Below are 16,790 nucleotides of genomic sequence, written 5' to 3'. Positions count from 1 at the left end.
AGCCCTCTCCCCTTCAGGGGAGAGGGTTGGGAGAGGGGAAGTCCGGAGAGGCGCGGTATGAAACTGCCCCTCTCCCCGACCCTCTCCCCTGAAGGGGAGAGGGAGATTGGATCACATCACTCCGCCGCGATCGCCGGCGTGTCGTCCTCGTCGGCTTCGTCGTTCCTGAGTTCGACGTTGAGACCGAGGCTGCGCATTTCCTTGACGAGCACGTTGAAGCTCTCGGGGATGCCGGCCTCGAAGGTGTCGTCGCCCTTGACGATCGCCTCATAGACCTTGGTGCGGCCGACCACGTCGTCGGACTTCACCGTCAGCATTTCCTGCAAGGTATAGGCGGCGCCGTACGCCTGGAGCGCCCACACCTCCATCTCGCCGAAGCGCTGGCCGCCGAACTGCGCCTTGCCGCCCAGCGGCTGCTGGGTGACGAGGCTGTACGGCCCGATCGAGCGCGCGTGGATCTTGTCGTCCACCAGATGGTGCAGCTTGAGCATGTAGATGATGCCCACCGTCACCTTGCGATCGAACTGCTCGCCGGTGCGGCCGTCGTAGAGGACCGACTGGCCCGACGTATCGAGCCCGGCCATCGCCAGCATCGTCGACACGTCGCCTTCACGCGCGCCGTCGAACACCGGCGTGCCCATCGGCACGCCCGTCGCCACATTCTGCGCGAGTTCGATGATCTGGGCGCCGTCGCGCGACTCGATGTCGTCGGCATAATGATCGCCGTAGATCTCCTTCAACCGCGCCTTGACCGCCTCCGGCATCGCGCCCACCGCCGGATCGGGATTGGCCTCACGCCAATCCTCGAGCGCCTGCGCGACCTGGTGGCCGAGCTGCCGCGCCGCCCAGCCGAGATGGGTCTCGAAAATCTGGCCGACGTTCATGCGGCTGGGCACGCCCAGCGGGTTGAGCACGATATCGACCGGCGTGCCGTCCGCGAGGAAGGGCATGTCCTCCTGCGGCAGGATGCGGCTGACCACGCCCTTGTTGCCGTGGCGGCCGGCCATCTTGTCGCCCGGCTGCATCTTGCGCTTCACCGCGACGAACACCTTGACCATCTTGAGCACGCCCGGCGGCAGCTCGTCGCCGCGTTCGAGCTTCTCGCGGCGATCCTCGAACTTCTCGCGGATCACCTTGGCGGCGTCGTCATACTGCGCCTTGACGGCTTCGAGATCGGCCTGGACCTTGTCGTCCTGGACCGCGAACTTCCACCATTCGTGGCGATCGACGCCGTCGAGCAGATCCTCGGTGATCGCCGAGCCCTTCTTGACGCCCTTGGGCGCGGCGGTCGCGACCTGGCCGAGCAGCATCTCCTTGAGGCGACTCCAGGTGGCGCGGTTGAGGATCGAGCGTTCGTCGTCCGAATCCTTCTTGAGATGCTCGATCTCCTCGCGCTCGATCGCCATCGCGCGCTCGTCCTTGTCGATGCCGTGGCGGTTGAACACCCGCACCTCGACGATCGTGCCCGAGACGCCCGGCGGCAGGCGCAGCGACGTATCGCGCACGTCCGAGGCCTTTTCACCGAAGATCGCGCGGAGGAGCTTTTCCTCCGGCGTCATCGGCGATTCGCCCTTCGGCGTGATCTTGCCGACCAGGATATCGCCCGGCTCCACCTCGGCGCCGATATAGACGATCCCCGCCTCGTCGAGGTTGCGCAGCGCTTCCTCGCCGACGTTCGGGATGTCGCGAGTGATGTCCTCCGGCCCGAGCTTGGTGTCGCGGGCCATCACCTCGAATTCGTCGATATGGATCGAGGTGAAGATGTCATCCTTCACGATCCGCTCGCTGAGCAGGATCGAATCCTCGTAATTATAGCCGTTCCACGGCATGAACGCGACCAGCGCGTTGCGCCCCAGCGCCAGCTCGCCGAATTCGGTCGACGGACCATCGGCGATGACGTCGCCGACGTTGACGACGTCGCCCACCTTCACCAGCGGACGCTGGTTGATGCAGGTCGACTGGTTCGAGCGCTGGAACTTCATCAGCGAATAGATGTCGACGCCCGACTTGCCGGCATCGACCTCGCCGGTGGCGCGGATCACGATGCGCGCGGCATCGACCTGATCGACGATCCCCGAGCGCTTGGCCGCGATCGCCGCGCCCGAATCGCGCGCGACGGTTTCTTCCATACCGGTGCCGACGAACGGCGCCTCGGCACGCACCAAGGGCACCGCCTGACGCTGCATGTTCGAGCCCATCAGCGCGCGGTTGGCGTCGTCGTTCTCGAGGAACGGGATCAGCGAGGCCGCGACCGACACGAGCTGCTTCGGCGACACGTCCATCAGCGTGATCGTGTCGCGCATCGCCATCAGGAATTCGCCCGCCTGACGCGAGGAGACGATCTCCTCGACGAAGCGGCCTTCGGCATCCAGTTCGGCGTTCGCCTGCGCGATGGTGTGCTTCTGCTCCTCCATCGCCGACAGGTAGACGACGTCGTCGGTCACCTTGTTGTCGACGACCTTGCGGTACGGAGTCTCGATGAAGCCGTATTTGTTGACACGGCTGAACGAGGCGAGGCTGTTGATCAGGCCGATGTTCGGGCCTTCGGGCGTCTCGATCGGGCAGATGCGGCCGTAATGCGTCGGGTGAACGTCGCGGACCTCGAAGCCCGCGCGCTCGCGGGTGAGGCCGCCCGGCCCGAGCGCCGAGACGCGGCGCTTGTGCGTCACTTCGGACAGCGGATTGGTCTGATCCATGAACTGCGAGAGTTGGCTTGAGCCGAAGAACTCACGCACCGCGGCGACCGCGGGCTTGGCGTTGATCAGATCGTTGGGCATCACCGTCGAGACGTCGACCGACGACATGCGCTCCTTGACCGCGCGTTCCATGCGCAAGAGGCCGACGCGATACTGGTTCTCCAGCAACTCACCGACCGAGCGGACGCGGCGGTTGCCGAGATTGTCGATATCGTCGATCTCGCCCTTGCCGTCCTTCAGATCGACAAGCGTCTTGACGACCGCGAGGATATCCTCGGTGCGCAGCGTCGTCACCGTATCCTCGGCGTCGAGATCGAGGCGCATGTTGAGCTTGACGCGGCCCACCGCCGACAGATCGTAGCGGTCGGGATCGAAGAACAGCCCGGCGAACAGCGCCTCGGCGGTCTCCAGCGTCGGCGGCTCGCCGGGGCGCATGACGCGGTAGATGTCGGAGAGCGCCTGCTCGCGTTCCTCGGCCTTGTCGGCCTTCAACGTGTTGCGGATCCACGGCCCCGTGGTGACGTGATCGATGTCGAGCAGCTCGATCCGGTCGATCCCGGCCGCGTCGAGCTTTTCGAGATTCTCGGCCGACACTTCGTCGCCCGCCTCGATATAGATCTCGCCGGTCTTCTCGTTGATCAGGTCGAGCGCCGAATAGCGGCCGTAGATTTCCTCGGTCGGGATCAGCAGATCAGTGAGGCCGTCCTTGGCGGCCTTGTTGGCGGCGCGCGGCGAAATCTTCTGGCCTGCGGGGAACACCACTTCGCCGGTCTTGGCATCGACGATGTCGTAGGTCGGCTTGACGCCGCGCCAGTTCTCGGGGGCGAACGGAATCTGCCAGCCGCCCTCGCCGCGCACATAGGTGACGCGGTTGTAGAAATGGTTGAGGATTTCCTCGCTGGTGAGGCCGAGCGCATAGAGCAGCGCGGTGACCGGCAGCTTGCGCTTGCGATCGATGCGGACGTTGACGATGTCCTTGGCGTCGAACTCGAAATCGAGCCACGAGCCGCGATACGGGATCACCCGCGCCGCGAACAGATATTTGCCCGACGAGTGCGTCTTGCCGCGATCGTGATCGAACAGCACACCGGGCGAGCGGTGCATCTGCGACACGATCACGCGCTCGGTGCCGTTGATGATGAACGTCCCGTTCGACGTCATCAGCGGCATGTCGCCCATGTAGACGTCCTGCTCCTTGATATCGAGCACCGACCGGGCTTCCGTATCGGGATCGACCTCGAACACGATCAGGCGCAGCGTGACGCGCATCGGGGCGGCATAGGTGATGCCGCGCTGGCGGCATTCGTCGGTATCGAACTTGGGCGGCTCAAGCTCGTAATTGACGAAATCAAGCTCGGCGGTGCCGGCGAAATCGCGGATCGGGAAAACGCTGCGCAGCGTCTTCTCCAAGCCCGAGACATAGCCGATCGAGGAATCGGACCGCAGGAACTGTTCGTAGGATTCGCGCTGAACCTCGATCAGGTTCGGCATCTGCACCACTTCGTGGATGTCGCCGAACACCTTACGGATGCGGCGCTTGCGCGTGCCGCCGTCGATCACCTTGGTCGCCATGTGGAGTGTCGCCCTCACAATAAAGAATCGTTGTGTCGCCGGCCCGTTCGCCGGCGGTCGTGCACGCAAAACGACGCCAAAAAAGCCGCGCGCCTCCCTCGCCGGAAGACGGCAGCTTTCAAGCGTCGTATGAAACCGCGGCCCCCCATTCGCCCGATGCGCTGCGCGACGGCACATCATTTCCCGGGGACCGTGACGGGCTGCGATATAGGAGCGCGGCCCGAGCGTGTCAATTGCGCCACACCGGCGTCCACGATTCGCCGCGCGGTCGCCCCGCCTCGGCGCAGGCGTTGCCATCGGCGCCAAATGGTTGGCAAGCATTCAGCTTGACGCGGCTAACCGCTGCCCAACCGGGGATGCGATGATCTCGTACCGACTGCTCACGACGACAAGCCTTGCCGCGCTGGCGTTCGCCGGCGCCTCGGCGCGCGCGCAGGACAGCGCCGCGCAGGACCAGCCGCCCGAGGCCACGCTGCCGCAGACCATCCCCGGCCTTGAGAATTTCAGCCTGCCGCCGTCGAACGACCGGCTGCGCCTGCCGCAGAGCGCGCCGACGCCCGTACCGACGCCGCGCGCCAGCCCGATTCCCACACCGACACCCCCACCGGCATCGCGCGCGACACCGGCCCAACGACCCGCCACGCCGCCGCCGCTGATGATCCAGCCGTTGCCGACGCCGACACCAGGCGCGGCGCGACCCGCGAACCGCGAACCGCCGCCGCGGGCGACCGCGACTCCAGCATCGACGCCGACACCGGCCGCCGCGCCCACGACCGAACCGCAGGCCGAGGCGACCCCGAGCGCGGCGCCGGCCATCGCCCCGTCCCCGACATCCATCCCCGCCCCGGCCTCCGCGCCTGCCGCCCCTCAGCCGACGGCGGGCGCGGCCGATGACGCAAACGGCCGCTCCCGGCTCTTGCTCGTGCTGGCGCTACTGGCGATCGCGGCGACGGCCGGGCTCGTCTGGCTATGGCTGGCGCGGCGCGGCGGCGAGGCCGATGCCGACGAGGCGGCGATCGAACCGGTACCGGTCGCGCCGCCGCGGCCGTCCCCGCCGACCGAACCCGGCGCGCGGCCGCGGCTCGACCTTGCCTTCACCCCCCGGCGCGCGGGGATGAACGTGCTGAGCGCCGCGGTCGATTACGAACTGGTGGTGCGCAACCGGGGCGCAGCCGAGGCGCAAGGCGTGCGGATCGCGTTGCAGCTTTTCACCGCCGGCGAGCATCACGATACCGAACTGCGCGACTATCTCGACGCACCCGTCGACGCCCCGATCGTCACCGCCTTCGACCTTGCCCCCGGCGAGGCGAAGACGATGCGCGCGATCGCGCTGCTGCCCAAGGAAGCGGTCAACGTCGTCACCGTCCAGGGGCGGCCGATGTTCGTGCCGCTGGTCGCGATCAACGCGGTTTATCATTGGGACGGCGGCGACGGGCAGACGGCGACCAGCCATGTCGTCGGCATCGCCCAGCCGGGCGCCGCGAAGATGCAGCCCTTCTGGCTCGACGCGCCGCCGCGCATGTACGACGGCGTCGGCGAGCACGCTCATGCGATCGCGGTGACGCGTTAGGGCTGATCGGCTCGGCGAGCGCGGTGCCGGCGCTGGTGGCGTGACAGCGCGTCGGGCCGCTCTCCACGCGAGTGGATCACGAACTATCCCAGCCCGGCGCGACGGCTCGCGATGTGGTGGGCGTGGCAGATCGCGACGGCGAGCGCGTCCGCCGCGTCGGCGCCGTCGATCGTCACGCCCGGCAGCAGCCGCGCGACCATCGCGTGGACCTGCGCCTTTTCGGCGCCACCGACGCCGACCACCGCCTTCTTGACCAGCCGCGCGGCATATTCGCCGACCTCGAGCCCGGCGCGCGCCGCCGCGCACAGCGCCACGCCGCGCGCCTGGCCGAGCTTCAGCGTCGATTGGGGATTGGCGTTGACGAACACCTCCTCGACCGCCGCCGCATCGGGCGCGTGATCGACGATCAGCGCGCCCAGCATCGCATCGAGATGCGCGAGCCGGCGCGGCAAAGGCGCGGCGCTATCGGTTTTGAGACGACCGTTGGCGAGATGCGACAGCCGGTTGCCCTCGGCGCGGATCAGCCCCCAGCCGGTGGTGCCGAGCCCGGGATCGAGGCCGAGGATGATCATATCCTCCCCGTGCCGGGGCGGTATGCCATCAGCCGAGCTTCTCCATTACCGCGTCGGAAATCTCGTAATTGCCCCAGACGGTCTGGACGTCGTCATCGTCGTCGAGCGCGTCGAGCAGCTTGAGCAGCGTCGCAGCCTCACCTTCGCCGAGATCGACCGTGGTCTGCGGGCGCCACGCCAGCTTGGCGCTTTCGGGCTCGCCGAGCACCGGTTCGAGCGCGCGGGCGACCTCGTGCAGCGTGTCCTGCGCGGTCCAGATTTCGTGGTCGTCTTCCGACGCGACATCCTCCGCGCCGGCCTCGAGCGCGGCCTCGAACACCGTGTCGGCGTCGCCCGCGCTCGCCGGATAGGTGACGAGACCCATCCGGTCGAAGCCGTGGCTGACCGAGCCCGGCGCGCCGAGATTGCCGCCGTTCTTCGATACCGCGGTGCGTACGTTGGTGACGGTGCGGTTGCGATTGTCGGTCAGCGCCTCGATGATCAGCGAGACGCCGCCGGGGCCGAAGCCTTCGTAGCGGATTTCCTCGTAATTCTCGCCGTCGCCTTTCGATGCCTTGTCGATCGCGCGCTGGATATTATCCTTGGGCATCGACTGCGCCTTGGCGGCGCCCACCGCCGCGCGCAGGCGCGGGTTCATGTCCGGATCGGGGGTGCCCATCTTCGCCGCGACGGTAATTTCGCGGCTGAGCTTGGAAAAGAGCGCCGAGCGCTTCTTGTCCTGCGCACCCTTGCGGTACATGATGTTCTTGAATTTGGAATGGCCTGCCATCGGCGCCTTTCAACTAAGGTGGTTGCTCCGACCGCGGCGCCTCTGCCTCAACCTTGGGCTGGGCTCAGGCCGCGGCTATCGCGCGAGGATATCGACGAAGACGCGATTCAACAATATCCGCCGCCCGGTTACAGCATCCCCAGCGCGTGCATATAGGTTTCGAGGATCGCCTCCTCCTCCTGATATTCCTCTTTCTTCTTCTTGCGGATCGCCATGATCTTCTTGATCGCCTTGGCGTCGTAGCCGCGGGCTTTGGCTTCGGCCATCACGTCCTTGATGTCGTCGCTGATGCCCTTCTTTTCTTCTTCGAGCCGCTCGGCGCGCTCGATCAGCAGCCGCAGTTCGTCGGCGGCGACGCGGCCGCCCCCCATTCCTTCGCTACGCTCGTCCGTCATGAATCCTCCGCCGGCGCCCGGCGGGCGCTGCTGCAAAAATGGAAAAGGCGCCGGCAGGGCGCCGGCGCGAGCCAGCGCGTCTAGAACGCCCGCCCGATTCCCGCAACCGGGCGGATCAGCCGCCGGGCTGGGTCATCGAGGGCGGGTCGCTGGCCGGGAAACTGTCGTCGAGCGCGTCGTCGAGATCGTGCTCGAGACGGTTCTTCGCCATGCTTTCCTGCATCCGCGCAAGCTGTTCGGGCGTCGCGTCCTTCTGGTGCGCGGCCTTCCACACCGCATAGGACATGCCGTAGATCGCGGTGCGGGCTTCGTCCGCATCGAGCGGACGATCGGTCTCGGCGCTCGCCTGCCGGACCCAATCGGCAAGGCAGTTGCGGCAGAAACCCGCCAGCCCCATCAAATCCACATTCTGCGCGTCGGCGCGCTGACGCAGGTGCCTGACCAGGCGTCGAAAGGCCGCGGCTGCCACCCGGTCGTCGATTTCTTCGAGGCTCGCCATGTTCTGCTCTCCAGCGGTAGATGGCTTCGAGATAGGGATGCGGGCCCGGCCCCGCAAACCGCAACGGTCATTGCCGTTTGCCGGCCCCGGTCCTAGAGCGACGAGCGCACAACCCGCAGGAATTTACATGACCAAGGCTCCCAGCCCCCGGACGCGCAAGGTGCGCGTGCTCGCAACGCTCGGCCCTGCGAGCAGCACCCCCGAGATGATCGAGAAGCTGTTCCTCGCGGGCGCCGACGCGTTCCGCGTCAACATGAGCCACGGCGACCAGCAATCGAAGGTCGCCGTGATCGAGGCGATCCGCGGGCTGGAGAAGAAACTCGGGCGGCCGAGCACGATCCTCGCCGACCTGCAAGGGCCGAAGCTGCGCGTGGGCCGGTTCGACGGCGGGCGCGCGATGCTCGAGACGGGGACGATCTTCGTGCTCGACCGCGATTCGACGCCGGGCGACGCCACCCGCGTCGAGCTGCCGCATCGCGAAATCTTCGAGGCGATCGAACCGGCTGCGCGGCTGCTGCTCGACGACGGCAAGCTGGTGCTGCGCGTGATCGAGCATGACGATGCGCGGATCGTGACGCGGGTCGAGGTCGGCGGCGCGCTCAGCAACAACAAGGGCCTCAACGTGCCCGATGTCGTCGTGCCGATGGCGGCGCTGACCGACAAGGACCGCAGCGATCTCGCCTTCGCGATCGATCAGGGGGTCGACTGGATCGCGCTGTCGTTCGTCCAGCGGCCCGAGGACCTCGCCGAAGCGCGGCGGCTGATCCAGGGCAAGGCGTCGTTGCTCGCCAAGATCGAGAAGCCCGCCGCGATCGACCGGCTCGAGGAGATCGTCGAGATGTGCGACGGCGTGATGGTCGCGCGCGGCGATCTGGGCGTCGAGCTGCCGCCCGAGCGCGTGCCCCCGCTGCAAAAGCGGATCGTCGAGGTGGCGCGGCGGATGGGGCGCCCCGTCGTCGTCGCGACGCAGATGCTCGAATCGATGATCACCTCACCCTCGCCGACGCGCGCCGAAGTCTCCGACGTCGCGACCGCGGTCTATGACGGGGCCGACGCGATCATGCTCTCGGCCGAAAGCGCGGCGGGCGCCTGGCCCGTCGAATCGGTGGCGATGATGGATTCGATCGCCGATGCGGTCGAGCGCGATCCCGCGCACGGCGACCGCGTGCATTTCACCGCGCTCAAGCCCGATCCGACCACCGCCGACGCGCTGTCGGAAGCCGCCAAAACGATCGCGAGCACCGTCTCCGCCTCCGCGATCATCTGCTTCACCAGTTCGGGATCGACCGCGCGGCGCGTGGCGCGCGAGCGCCCGTCGGTGCCGATCCTGATGCTGACCCCGAGGATGGACACCGCGCGGCGCGCCGGAATCCTGTGGGGCACCTATGCGGTGCATACGCGCGACGTCAATTCGTTCGAGGATATGGTCGCCAAGGCCAAGCGGATGGCGCTGCGGCACCATATGGCCCAAGCGGGCGACCGCGTGATCATCATCGCCGGCGTGCCCTTCAAGACGCCTGGATCGACCAATGTGATCCACGTCGTGCGCATCATCGGCGACGAATTGAAGAACCACGAGGGCTGAACGGCTGTTCGAGAAATCGCGAAAGAGCGATTTCTGGAGCGGCGCCGGCCCGCTCCCCGACTCGAACCGAGCACCTGTTCCCCCGCGCAAGCGGGGGGCCGGAGTCGCCGAACGCATCGCTTGTGACTCCTGGACTCCCGCTTTCGCGGGAGCACCAGTCACGATCGCGGGAGCAATTCCAGCCGCTCCAGATCGCGGCGCAGCGTGGGTTCGTCGATGAAGCGCAGCGCGATCAGGCCGGCGTCGGCGGCGGCCGCGACGTTGGCGGCGTTATCGTCGATGAACACCGATTCGTCCGGCACGACGCCGAAGCGGCGAAGCGCGAGCGCATAGATCGCGGGATCGGGCTTCACCAACCGCTCGTCGCCGGAGACCACGATGTCACGGAAGCGATCGAACAATGCGGCTTCGCGTGCGCGGAAGGGCGGCCAGAACTCGCCCGAGAAATTGGTGATGGCGTAAAGCGGCACGCCGGCCGAATCGAGATCGGCGACGAGTTGGGGCATGCCGGGAATGGGGCCGGGAATCGCCTCGCCGAAGCGCGATCCCCAGGCGGCGATCAGCGATTCGTGCTCGGGAAAGAGCGCGATCAGCTCAGCCGAGGTCTCGGCGAAAGGCCGGCCGGCGTCGTGCTGGAAATGCCATTCGTGCGTGACGACATCGCGCAGGAACGCATCGAGCGCCCGATCGTCAGCGATCAGGCGCTCGTAGAGGAACCGGGGGCTCCAATCATACAGAACCTTGCCGACGTCGAATATAATCGCCGTCGGGCGCGTCACATCAACCCTGGCGGGCCTTGAAGCGACGGTTGGTCTTGTTGATGACATAGGTGCGGCCGCGACGGCGGATCACGCGGTTGTCGCGGTGGCGATCCTTGAGCGACTTGAGGGAATTGCGGATCTTCATGATCGATTCGCTTCTGCAAAATGAGGATGTCTGGAAATGTGGCGCTCGCCTATCGTCGCGCCCAGCCCAAGTCAAGGCGTGGCCCCGGCATTTTGCATGCTGTCGTTACGGGTTGGAACCGGATACCACGTCCAGCAGTCTGTATGGAGGAAGCGCACGGCCGACAGACCGGACGGCGCGACGAAAGGCGGGAACAATGCACAAGAGCGGGACGATCATGGCAATCGCGCTGGCCGGAATGCTCTCCGCCTGCGCCAGCGGCCCGGCGCCGGTCGACGTGACGCGGTTCCACCTCGGCCGCGCCGACGCGCCGCTCGAACGCGGCACGATCGTCGTCGAGCCGTTCGCGCCCGCCGGCCCCGCAAGCCTCGAATACAAGACCTATGCCGCCGCGGTGCAGACCGAACTGATGCGCAACGGCTATACCGTGCCGCCCCCCGGCGGCGAGGCGGCCTATGTCGCGATCGTCAATTTCATGCGCGCCTCGCGCGGGGTGATCGAGCGCAAATCGCCCTTTTCGATCGGGCTCGGCGGCGCGTCGTTCGGGCGCAATGTCGGCGTCGGCGGCGGGCTGAGCGTGCCGATCGGCAAGCGCCGGACGCGCGAGCTGATCGTCTCCGAACTGTCCGTACAGATCAAAAGGCGCGCCGACGACACGGTGATCTGGGAAGGGCGCGCGCAACGCGAATCGACCAGCGATGCGCCCGATGCCACCGCCAGCGCCGCCGCCGCACGGATGGCACAGGCATTGTTCAAGGACTTTCCCGGGCTGTCGGGGGTGACTATCGAGGTCAAATGAGCATTCAGATCACGAGCGCCTTCGACGGCGGCAACATCCGTGTCCTTTCGATCACCGGCGACACGGCCGAACTGGAGATCGCGCACGATCACCAGTCCGATTTCTACCAATGGTTCTATTTCCGCGTCGCGGGCGGCGATGCCGCGACATTGCGCATCACCAATGCGGGCGGATCGGCCTATCCCGACGGCTGGCCCGGCTACAAGGTGCGCGCGAGCACCGACCGCGAGACGTGGCGGCAGGTGGAGACGACCTACGCGAACGGCGTGCTCGAATGGCGCTGGCCGGGCGGCGCGCCGCTGGTCTGGTTCGCCTATTTCGCGCCCTATCCGGTCGAGCGCCACAACCAGTTGATCGCCGATTACGCGGCGCGGCCCGGCTTCGCGCATCGCGAATTGGGGACCAGTCTCGACGGGCGGTCGATCGACTATCTCACCACCGGCACCGGCGCCAAGCAGGTGTGGCTCTACGCGCGCCAGCACCCCGGCGAGAGCATGGCCGAATGGTGGATGGAAGGCGCGCTCGAAATGCTCGCCGATACAGGCAACGCGACCACGGCCGCGCTGCTCGGCACATGCACCTTCCACATCGTGCCCAATATGAACCCGGATGGTTCGTATCGCGGCCACCTTCGCACCAACGCGGCGGGCGTGAACCTCAACCGCGAATGGCATACGCCCTCCGCCGAGCGGAGCCCCGAGGTGCTCGTGGTGCGCAATGCGATGGACGAGACCGGCGTCGACGTCGCAATGGACGTGCATGGCGACGAGGCGATCCCGGCCAATTTCCTTGCCGGCTTCGAAGGGATTCCGTCTTGGACCGACGCGCTGGGGGATAAATTCTATCGCTTCGCCGACGCGCTCGCGGCCGCCACGCCCGACTTCCAGACCGAGAAAGGCTATCCGAAATCGGCGCCGGGCGAGGCCAATCTGTCGATGTCGACCAACCAGCTCGCCGAACGGTTCGGCGCGATATCGATGACGCTCGAAATGCCGTTCAAGGACCATGACGCCAACCCCGACCCCGAGGCCGGCTGGTCGGGCGAGCGATCGAAGAAGCTCGCGCAGGCGTGCCTGGAGACGCTGGCCGGGCTGATCGATACGTTCTGATGGAGATTCGCGAGGGCGGGCTGGACGATCCGCGCGTCGCGGCGCTGGTGCGGCATCACCGCGCCGAGGCGCGCGCGAGCACGCCGAGCCGCAACGCGCATTCGCTCGACCTTGCCGGGCTCGCGGCGCCCGGCATCGCCTTCTTCGCGGCCTGGGACGGCGAGGCGTTGCTCGGGATCGGCGCGCTCCACGAACTGGCGCCCGATCACGGCGAACTCAAATCGATGCGCACCGCGCCCGCGCATCTGCGCCGCGGCGTGGCGCGGGCGATGCTGACGCATCTGATCGCGGTCGCCCGCGCGCGCGGCTATCACCGGCTGAGCCTCGAGACCGGCACCGCGCCGATGTTCGCTCCCTCCAACCGGATGTACGAAGCGGCGGGCTTCGTGGACTGCGCCGCGTTCGGCGGCTATCCGGCGAGCGCGCACAACCGATTCATGACGCTTGATCTGGAGACTCCATGCCCACGCTCGTCCTGATCCGCCACGGCCAATCGGCCTGGAACCTCGAGAACCGCTTCACCGGTTGGTGGGATGTCAACCTGACCGACAAGGGCGTCGCCGAGGCCGAAGCCGCGGGCGAGATGCTCAGCCGGAAGGGGTTCGATTTCGACCTGACCTTTACCAGCGTGCAGACGCGCGCGATCCGCACGCTCAACATCGCGCTCGAGAAGATGGGCCGCCTCTGGCTGCCGACCGAGAAGGACTGGCGGCTGAACGAGCGGCATTACGGCGGGCTGACGGGCCTCAACAAGGCCGAGACGGCCGAACGCCACGGCGACGAGCAAGTGCATATCTGGCGCCGCAGCTTCGATACCCCGCCGCCGCCGCTGGAGGCAGGAAGCGCCTACGACCTGTCGCAGGATCGCCGCTATGCCGGGATCGCCATCCCCGCGACCGAGAGCCTGAAGGACACGATCGCGCGCGTGCTGCCCTATTGGGAAGGCCGGATCGCGCCCGAACTGAAGGCCGGCAAGCGCGTGCTGATCTCCGCCCACGGCAATTCGCTGCGTGCGCTGGTGAAGCATCTGTCGGGGATTTCGGACGACGAGATCACCGGGCTGGAGATTCCGACGGGGCAGCCGATCGTATACGAGCTGGACGAGGGGCTGGCGGCGCGCGAGCGCTATTATCTGAGCGAACGGTAGGCGCCGGTCAGCCGCGATATTGCGCGTCGCTGACCTGTTCGAGCCAATCGACCGCCTTCCCGTCGAGTTGTTCCTGGATCGCGATGTGGCTCATCGCCGTGTCGGGCGCGGCGCCGTGCCAATGTTTCTCACCGGGCGCGAACCACACGACGTCGCCGGGAAAGATGTCCTCGATCGCGCCGCCGTCGCGCTGGACGCGGCCGCGCCCGAAGGTGACGATCAGCGTCTGGCCGAGCGGGTGCGTGTGCCATGCCGTACGTGCGCCGGGCTCGAAGGTGACATGGGCACCCGCGACCCGCGCCGGTGCCGGGGCAGAGAACAACGGATCGACCCGTACTGTACCGGTGAACCAGTCATCCGGCCCTTTGCTTGATGGCTGCGTGCCGCTGCGTGTGATGTCCATTGGCGATTTCCTATCCACATTGGTCGACCAACGTTTCAGGCCGCTGTTTGCTTCACGCGGCCACTCCGCTTGCCCTCGCCCGCGCGCGCCGCTAACCGTCGCGCTTTCCTCACGCGAGCATGGGCGAGGCGATGGCGGACGCACCTCTGGTCGGCATCATCATGGGCAGCACCTCCGACTGGGAGACGATGCGCCATGCCGCCGAGACGCTCGACGCGCTGGGCGTGGCGCACGAGGCGCGGGTGGTCTCTGCGCACCGCACGCCCGATCGGCTCTATGAATACGCAAAAAGCGCGCAAGGGCGCGGGCTCAAGGTCGTGATCGCGGGCGCGGGCGGGGCGGCGCACCTGCCGGGGATGGCCGCATCGATGACCGCGCTGCCGGTGCTCGGCGTGCCCGTCCAGTCGAAGGCATTGGACGGGATGGATAGCCTGCTCTCGATCGTGCAGATGCCCGCGGGCATTCCGGTCGGCACGCTGGCGATCGGCAAGGCGGGGGCGATCAACGCCGCGCTGCTGGCCGCCGCGATCCTGGCGACGGCCGACGAAGCGCTGGGCGCGCGGCTTGCGGCGTGGCGCGCGGCGCAGACCGAATCGGTCGCGGATCGCCCCGAATGACGCCATTGCCGCCGGGATCGACGATCGGGATTCTCGGGGCGGGGCAACTCGGGCGGATGATCGCGGTCGCCGCCGCGCAGCTCGGCTATCGCTGCCATATCTTCGCGCCGTCACCGGGGCCGGGGTGCGACGTGGCGCGCAGCTTCACCGCCGCGGCGTGGGACGATCTGGACGCGGTCGATGCGTTCGCGGGCGTGGTCGACGTCGTCACATACGAATTCGAGAATGTCGATCTGGACGTGGTCGACCGGCTGGCGGCCAGCGTGCCGGTGCGGCCGGGCAAGCGCTCGCTGGAGATTTCGCGCGACCGGATGAACGAGAAGAATTGCGCGCGCGATCTGGGCGGCCGGACCGCGCCGTTCGCGGCGGTGACGAGCCGGGCCGAACTCGACGCCGCGATCGCGGAGATCGGGTGCCCGGCGATCCTCAAGACGACGCGATTCGGCTATGACGGCAAGGGCCAGGCGCGGCTCGCCTCGGCCGACGATGCCGATGCGGCGTGGGAGGCGATCGGCGGCGGGCCGGCGGTGCTCGAAGGGTTCGTGCGCTTCGACCATGAATTCTCGATTGTACTCGCGCGGCGCGAGGACGGCGCGATGACGAGTTACGCGCCGCCGCGCAACGAGCATGAGAACGGCATCCTGCACCGCTCCACCCTGCCCGCGCCCGCCGAGATCGCCGCGCAATGGACCGAGGCGGCGGCGCTCACGGGCCGAATCGCCGAGGCTCTGGGGCATGTCGGGGTGCTGACGGGCGAGTATTTCGCGACGCCGCAAGGCCCGGTGTTCAACGAAATGGCGCCGCGCGTCCACAATTCGGGGCATTGGACGATCGAAGGCGCGCGCTGTTCGCAATTCGAGAACCATGTTCGCGCGATCTGCGGGCTGCCGCTGGGCGATACCGGGCTGACCGCCCCTGGGGTGACGATGGAGAATCTGATCGGCGACGAGGCGAATCGCTGGGCCGACCTGCTCGCCGAGCCCGGCGCGCACGTCCACCTCTATGGCAAGACGGTGCGGCCGGGGCGCAAGATGGGGCACGTCACGCGGCTGATGCGGTGATTCCCGGTCGAAGGTAGCTTCCATCAGCAGTCACCCCAGCGAAGGCTGGGGTCTATGGCTGATCGACGTGCCACCCGCTCAAGATATCGACCCCAGCCTTCGCTGGGGTGACGCAAGCGGAAGGGGCGCTGTTGGTGTTGGCCGGTGCCGCCGAAATACGCGCCCGCGCATTTCCAAACAGACTCACCCCCGCTTGCATCGCGCGGTGCCTTCGGCTAAGCGCGCGCCTTCCCGCGAGATGCAAGGAAGGACTGCCCGGCCGGTATGGGCTGCCGTGGCTGTTCGTGATCGTCGCGCAACGAAGGAGACGAAAATGCCCAAGCTCAAGACCAAGAGCGGTGTGAAGAAGCGCTTCAAACTCACCGCCACCGGCAAGATCAAGCACGGCGTGGCCGGCAAGCGCCACCGCCTCATCAGCCACAACGCCAAATATATCCGTCAGAACCGCGGCACCAGCGTGCTGTCGAAGGCCGATACGGCGACCGTCAAGGCCTGGGCGCCTTACGGGCTGGACTGAGGAGGAACTAGACCATGGCACGCGTCAAACGGGGTGTAACCACCCGCGCCAAGCACAAGAACATCCTGGAACAGGCGAAGGGCTATTACGGCCGTCGCAAGAACACCATCCGCATCGCCCGCCAGGCGGTGGAGAAGGCCGGCCAATACGCCTATCGCGACCGCAAGGTGAAGAAGCGCAGCTTCCGTGCGCTCTGGATCCAGCGGATCAACGCCGGCGTTCGCGCGGAAGGCCTCACCTATTCGCAATTCATGCACGGGCTCAAGCTCGCGGGCGTCGAACTCGACCGCAAGGTTCTGGCCGATATCGCGATGCACGAGGCGGAAGCGTTTAGCGCCATCGTCGCGCAGGCGAAGGCGGCGCTGCCCCAGGCCGCCTGAAGCGACCTGTAGCGACCCGAATGACAAGGGGCGTCGGTGGCGATCACCGGCGCCCCTTTTCGTTTCGGCACGGCATGGCTAACGACACACGACGTACCCAATCCGATGCGCGCCTGAGTCCATCGACGCCCGATTCTGCCCCGTCCGTTGCAGAGCGGCTCTTCGACAAGCTCTTAGGCGACCGGTTTCAATG

Annotated in this window: 18 protein-coding genes; 10 read left to right on the top strand and 8 right to left on the bottom strand. The window is 67.1% G+C overall.

Features of this window, described 5'->3' with window-relative positions; translation table 11 throughout:
- Positions 1-116 precede the first annotated feature (116 nt).
- A complete protein-coding gene (gene rpoB, locus DFR49_RS14190) occupies positions 117-4,268 on the bottom strand; it encodes a DNA-directed RNA polymerase subunit beta (RefSeq protein ID WP_119036270.1) in 4,152 nt (1,383 codons plus the stop codon).
- A 361-nt stretch (positions 4,269-4,629) separates the two neighbouring features.
- Between rpoB and DFR49_RS21740 the strand changes: the two genes are divergently transcribed.
- Positions 4,630-5,838, top strand: coding sequence for a hypothetical protein (locus tag DFR49_RS21740; RefSeq protein WP_147373701.1), 1,209 nt, complete (start codon positions 4,630-4,632; stop codon positions 5,836-5,838).
- A gap of 83 nt (positions 5,839-5,921) precedes the next feature.
- Here the strand turns inward: DFR49_RS21740 and ruvC are convergent, their stop codons facing one another.
- From ruvC to DFR49_RS14160, 4 genes are all read right to left on the bottom strand, one after another.
- Complete coding sequence (ruvC, locus tag DFR49_RS14175) at positions 5,922-6,410, bottom strand: crossover junction endodeoxyribonuclease RuvC (RefSeq protein WP_119036267.1); 489 nt, start codon at positions 6,408-6,410, stop codon at positions 5,922-5,924.
- 28 nt (positions 6,411-6,438) lie between these two features.
- Complete coding sequence (locus tag DFR49_RS14170) at positions 6,439-7,179, bottom strand: YebC/PmpR family DNA-binding transcriptional regulator (RefSeq protein ID WP_119036266.1); 741 nt, start codon at positions 7,177-7,179, stop codon at positions 6,439-6,441.
- A 128-nt stretch (positions 7,180-7,307) separates the two neighbouring features.
- On the bottom strand, positions 7,308-7,550 hold the full coding sequence (locus tag DFR49_RS14165; protein WP_119036265.1) for a DUF2312 domain-containing protein: 243 nt from the start codon (positions 7,548-7,550) through the stop codon (positions 7,308-7,310).
- A gap of 139 nt (positions 7,551-7,689) precedes the next feature.
- Positions 7,690-8,073 carry a DUF1244 domain-containing protein gene (locus DFR49_RS14160; RefSeq protein ID WP_119036264.1) on the bottom strand — a complete coding sequence of 128 codons (384 nt, stop codon included), beginning with the start codon at positions 8,071-8,073 and terminating at the stop codon, positions 7,690-7,692.
- Positions 8,074-8,200: 127 nt separating this feature from the next.
- Between DFR49_RS14160 and pyk the strand changes: the two genes are divergently transcribed.
- Complete coding sequence (gene pyk / locus DFR49_RS14155; protein WP_119036263.1) at positions 8,201-9,658, top strand: pyruvate kinase; 1,458 nt, start codon at positions 8,201-8,203, stop codon at positions 9,656-9,658.
- Between the two features lie 158 nt (positions 9,659-9,816).
- Here the strand turns inward: pyk and DFR49_RS14150 are convergent, their stop codons facing one another.
- Positions 9,817-10,437, bottom strand: a complete 621-nt coding sequence (locus DFR49_RS14150; RefSeq protein WP_245968510.1) for an HAD-IA family hydrolase — start codon at positions 10,435-10,437, stop codon at positions 9,817-9,819.
- A 1-nt stretch (position 10,438) separates the two neighbouring features.
- The gene (gene ykgO / locus DFR49_RS14145) at positions 10,439-10,564 is read right to left on the bottom strand and encodes a type B 50S ribosomal protein L36 (RefSeq protein ID WP_003046794.1); all 126 of its coding nucleotides are present in this window, start codon (positions 10,562-10,564) and stop codon (positions 10,439-10,441) included.
- 196 nt (positions 10,565-10,760) lie between these two features.
- Between ykgO and DFR49_RS14140 the strand changes: the two genes are divergently transcribed.
- The 4 genes from DFR49_RS14140 to gpmA are packed head-to-tail and all read left to right on the top strand — an operon-like array spanning position 10,761 to position 13,619.
- Positions 10,761-11,363 (top strand): DUF4136 domain-containing protein, encoded by a 603-nt coding sequence (locus DFR49_RS14140; protein WP_245968508.1) that lies wholly within the window; start codon positions 10,761-10,763, stop codon positions 11,361-11,363.
- Positions 11,360-12,472, top strand: a complete 1,113-nt coding sequence (locus DFR49_RS14135) for a M14 family metallopeptidase (RefSeq protein ID WP_119036260.1) — start codon at positions 11,360-11,362, stop codon at positions 12,470-12,472. Before DFR49_RS14140 ends, DFR49_RS14135 begins: the two co-directional genes overlap by 4 nt.
- Positions 12,472-12,951: a GNAT family N-acetyltransferase gene (locus DFR49_RS14130; RefSeq protein ID WP_119036259.1), complete on the top strand. Its 480-nt coding sequence runs from the start codon at positions 12,472-12,474 to the stop codon at positions 12,949-12,951. Before DFR49_RS14135 ends, DFR49_RS14130 begins: the two co-directional genes overlap by 1 nt.
- Positions 12,933-13,619 (top strand): 2,3-diphosphoglycerate-dependent phosphoglycerate mutase, encoded by a 687-nt coding sequence (gene gpmA / locus DFR49_RS14125; protein WP_119036258.1) that lies wholly within the window; start codon positions 12,933-12,935, stop codon positions 13,617-13,619. Before DFR49_RS14130 ends, gpmA begins: the two co-directional genes overlap by 19 nt.
- A 7-nt stretch (positions 13,620-13,626) precedes the next feature.
- Here the strand turns inward: gpmA and DFR49_RS14120 are convergent, their stop codons facing one another.
- The gene (locus DFR49_RS14120) at positions 13,627-14,022 is read right to left on the bottom strand and encodes a (R)-mandelonitrile lyase (RefSeq protein ID WP_119036257.1); all 396 of its coding nucleotides are present in this window, start codon (positions 14,020-14,022) and stop codon (positions 13,627-13,629) included.
- Between the two features lie 131 nt (positions 14,023-14,153).
- On the opposite strand from DFR49_RS14120, the gene purE reads away from it, so the two are divergent.
- The 4 genes from purE to rplT all read left to right on the top strand — a co-directional run bounded on the left by purE (position 14,154) and on the right by rplT (position 16,597).
- Positions 14,154-14,639 carry a 5-(carboxyamino)imidazole ribonucleotide mutase gene (gene purE, locus DFR49_RS14115; RefSeq protein ID WP_119036446.1) on the top strand — a complete coding sequence of 162 codons (486 nt, stop codon included), beginning with the start codon at positions 14,154-14,156 and terminating at the stop codon, positions 14,637-14,639.
- Positions 14,636-15,700 (top strand): 5-(carboxyamino)imidazole ribonucleotide synthase, encoded by a 1,065-nt coding sequence (locus tag DFR49_RS14110; protein WP_119036256.1) that lies wholly within the window; start codon positions 14,636-14,638, stop codon positions 15,698-15,700. The genes purE and DFR49_RS14110 overlap by 4 nt, the downstream gene beginning before the upstream one ends.
- Positions 15,701-16,013: 313 nt before the next feature.
- Complete coding sequence (gene rpmI, locus DFR49_RS14105; RefSeq protein ID WP_119036255.1) at positions 16,014-16,217, top strand: 50S ribosomal protein L35; 204 nt, start codon at positions 16,014-16,016, stop codon at positions 16,215-16,217.
- Between the two features lie 14 nt (positions 16,218-16,231).
- Entirely contained in the window at positions 16,232-16,597 is a 366-nt protein-coding gene (rplT, locus tag DFR49_RS14100) for a 50S ribosomal protein L20 (RefSeq protein ID WP_119036254.1), read from the top strand.
- Positions 16,598-16,790: the final 193 nt, after the last annotated feature.

It is taken from the genome of Hephaestia caeni (assembly GCF_003550065.1).
In the GTDB taxonomy this organism is placed as follows: domain Bacteria; phylum Pseudomonadota; class Alphaproteobacteria; order Sphingomonadales; family Sphingomonadaceae; genus Sphingomonas; species Sphingomonas caeni_A.
Note: the sequence above shows the minus strand (reverse complement) of the source record. Positions and strands in the feature narration are given on the sequence as shown.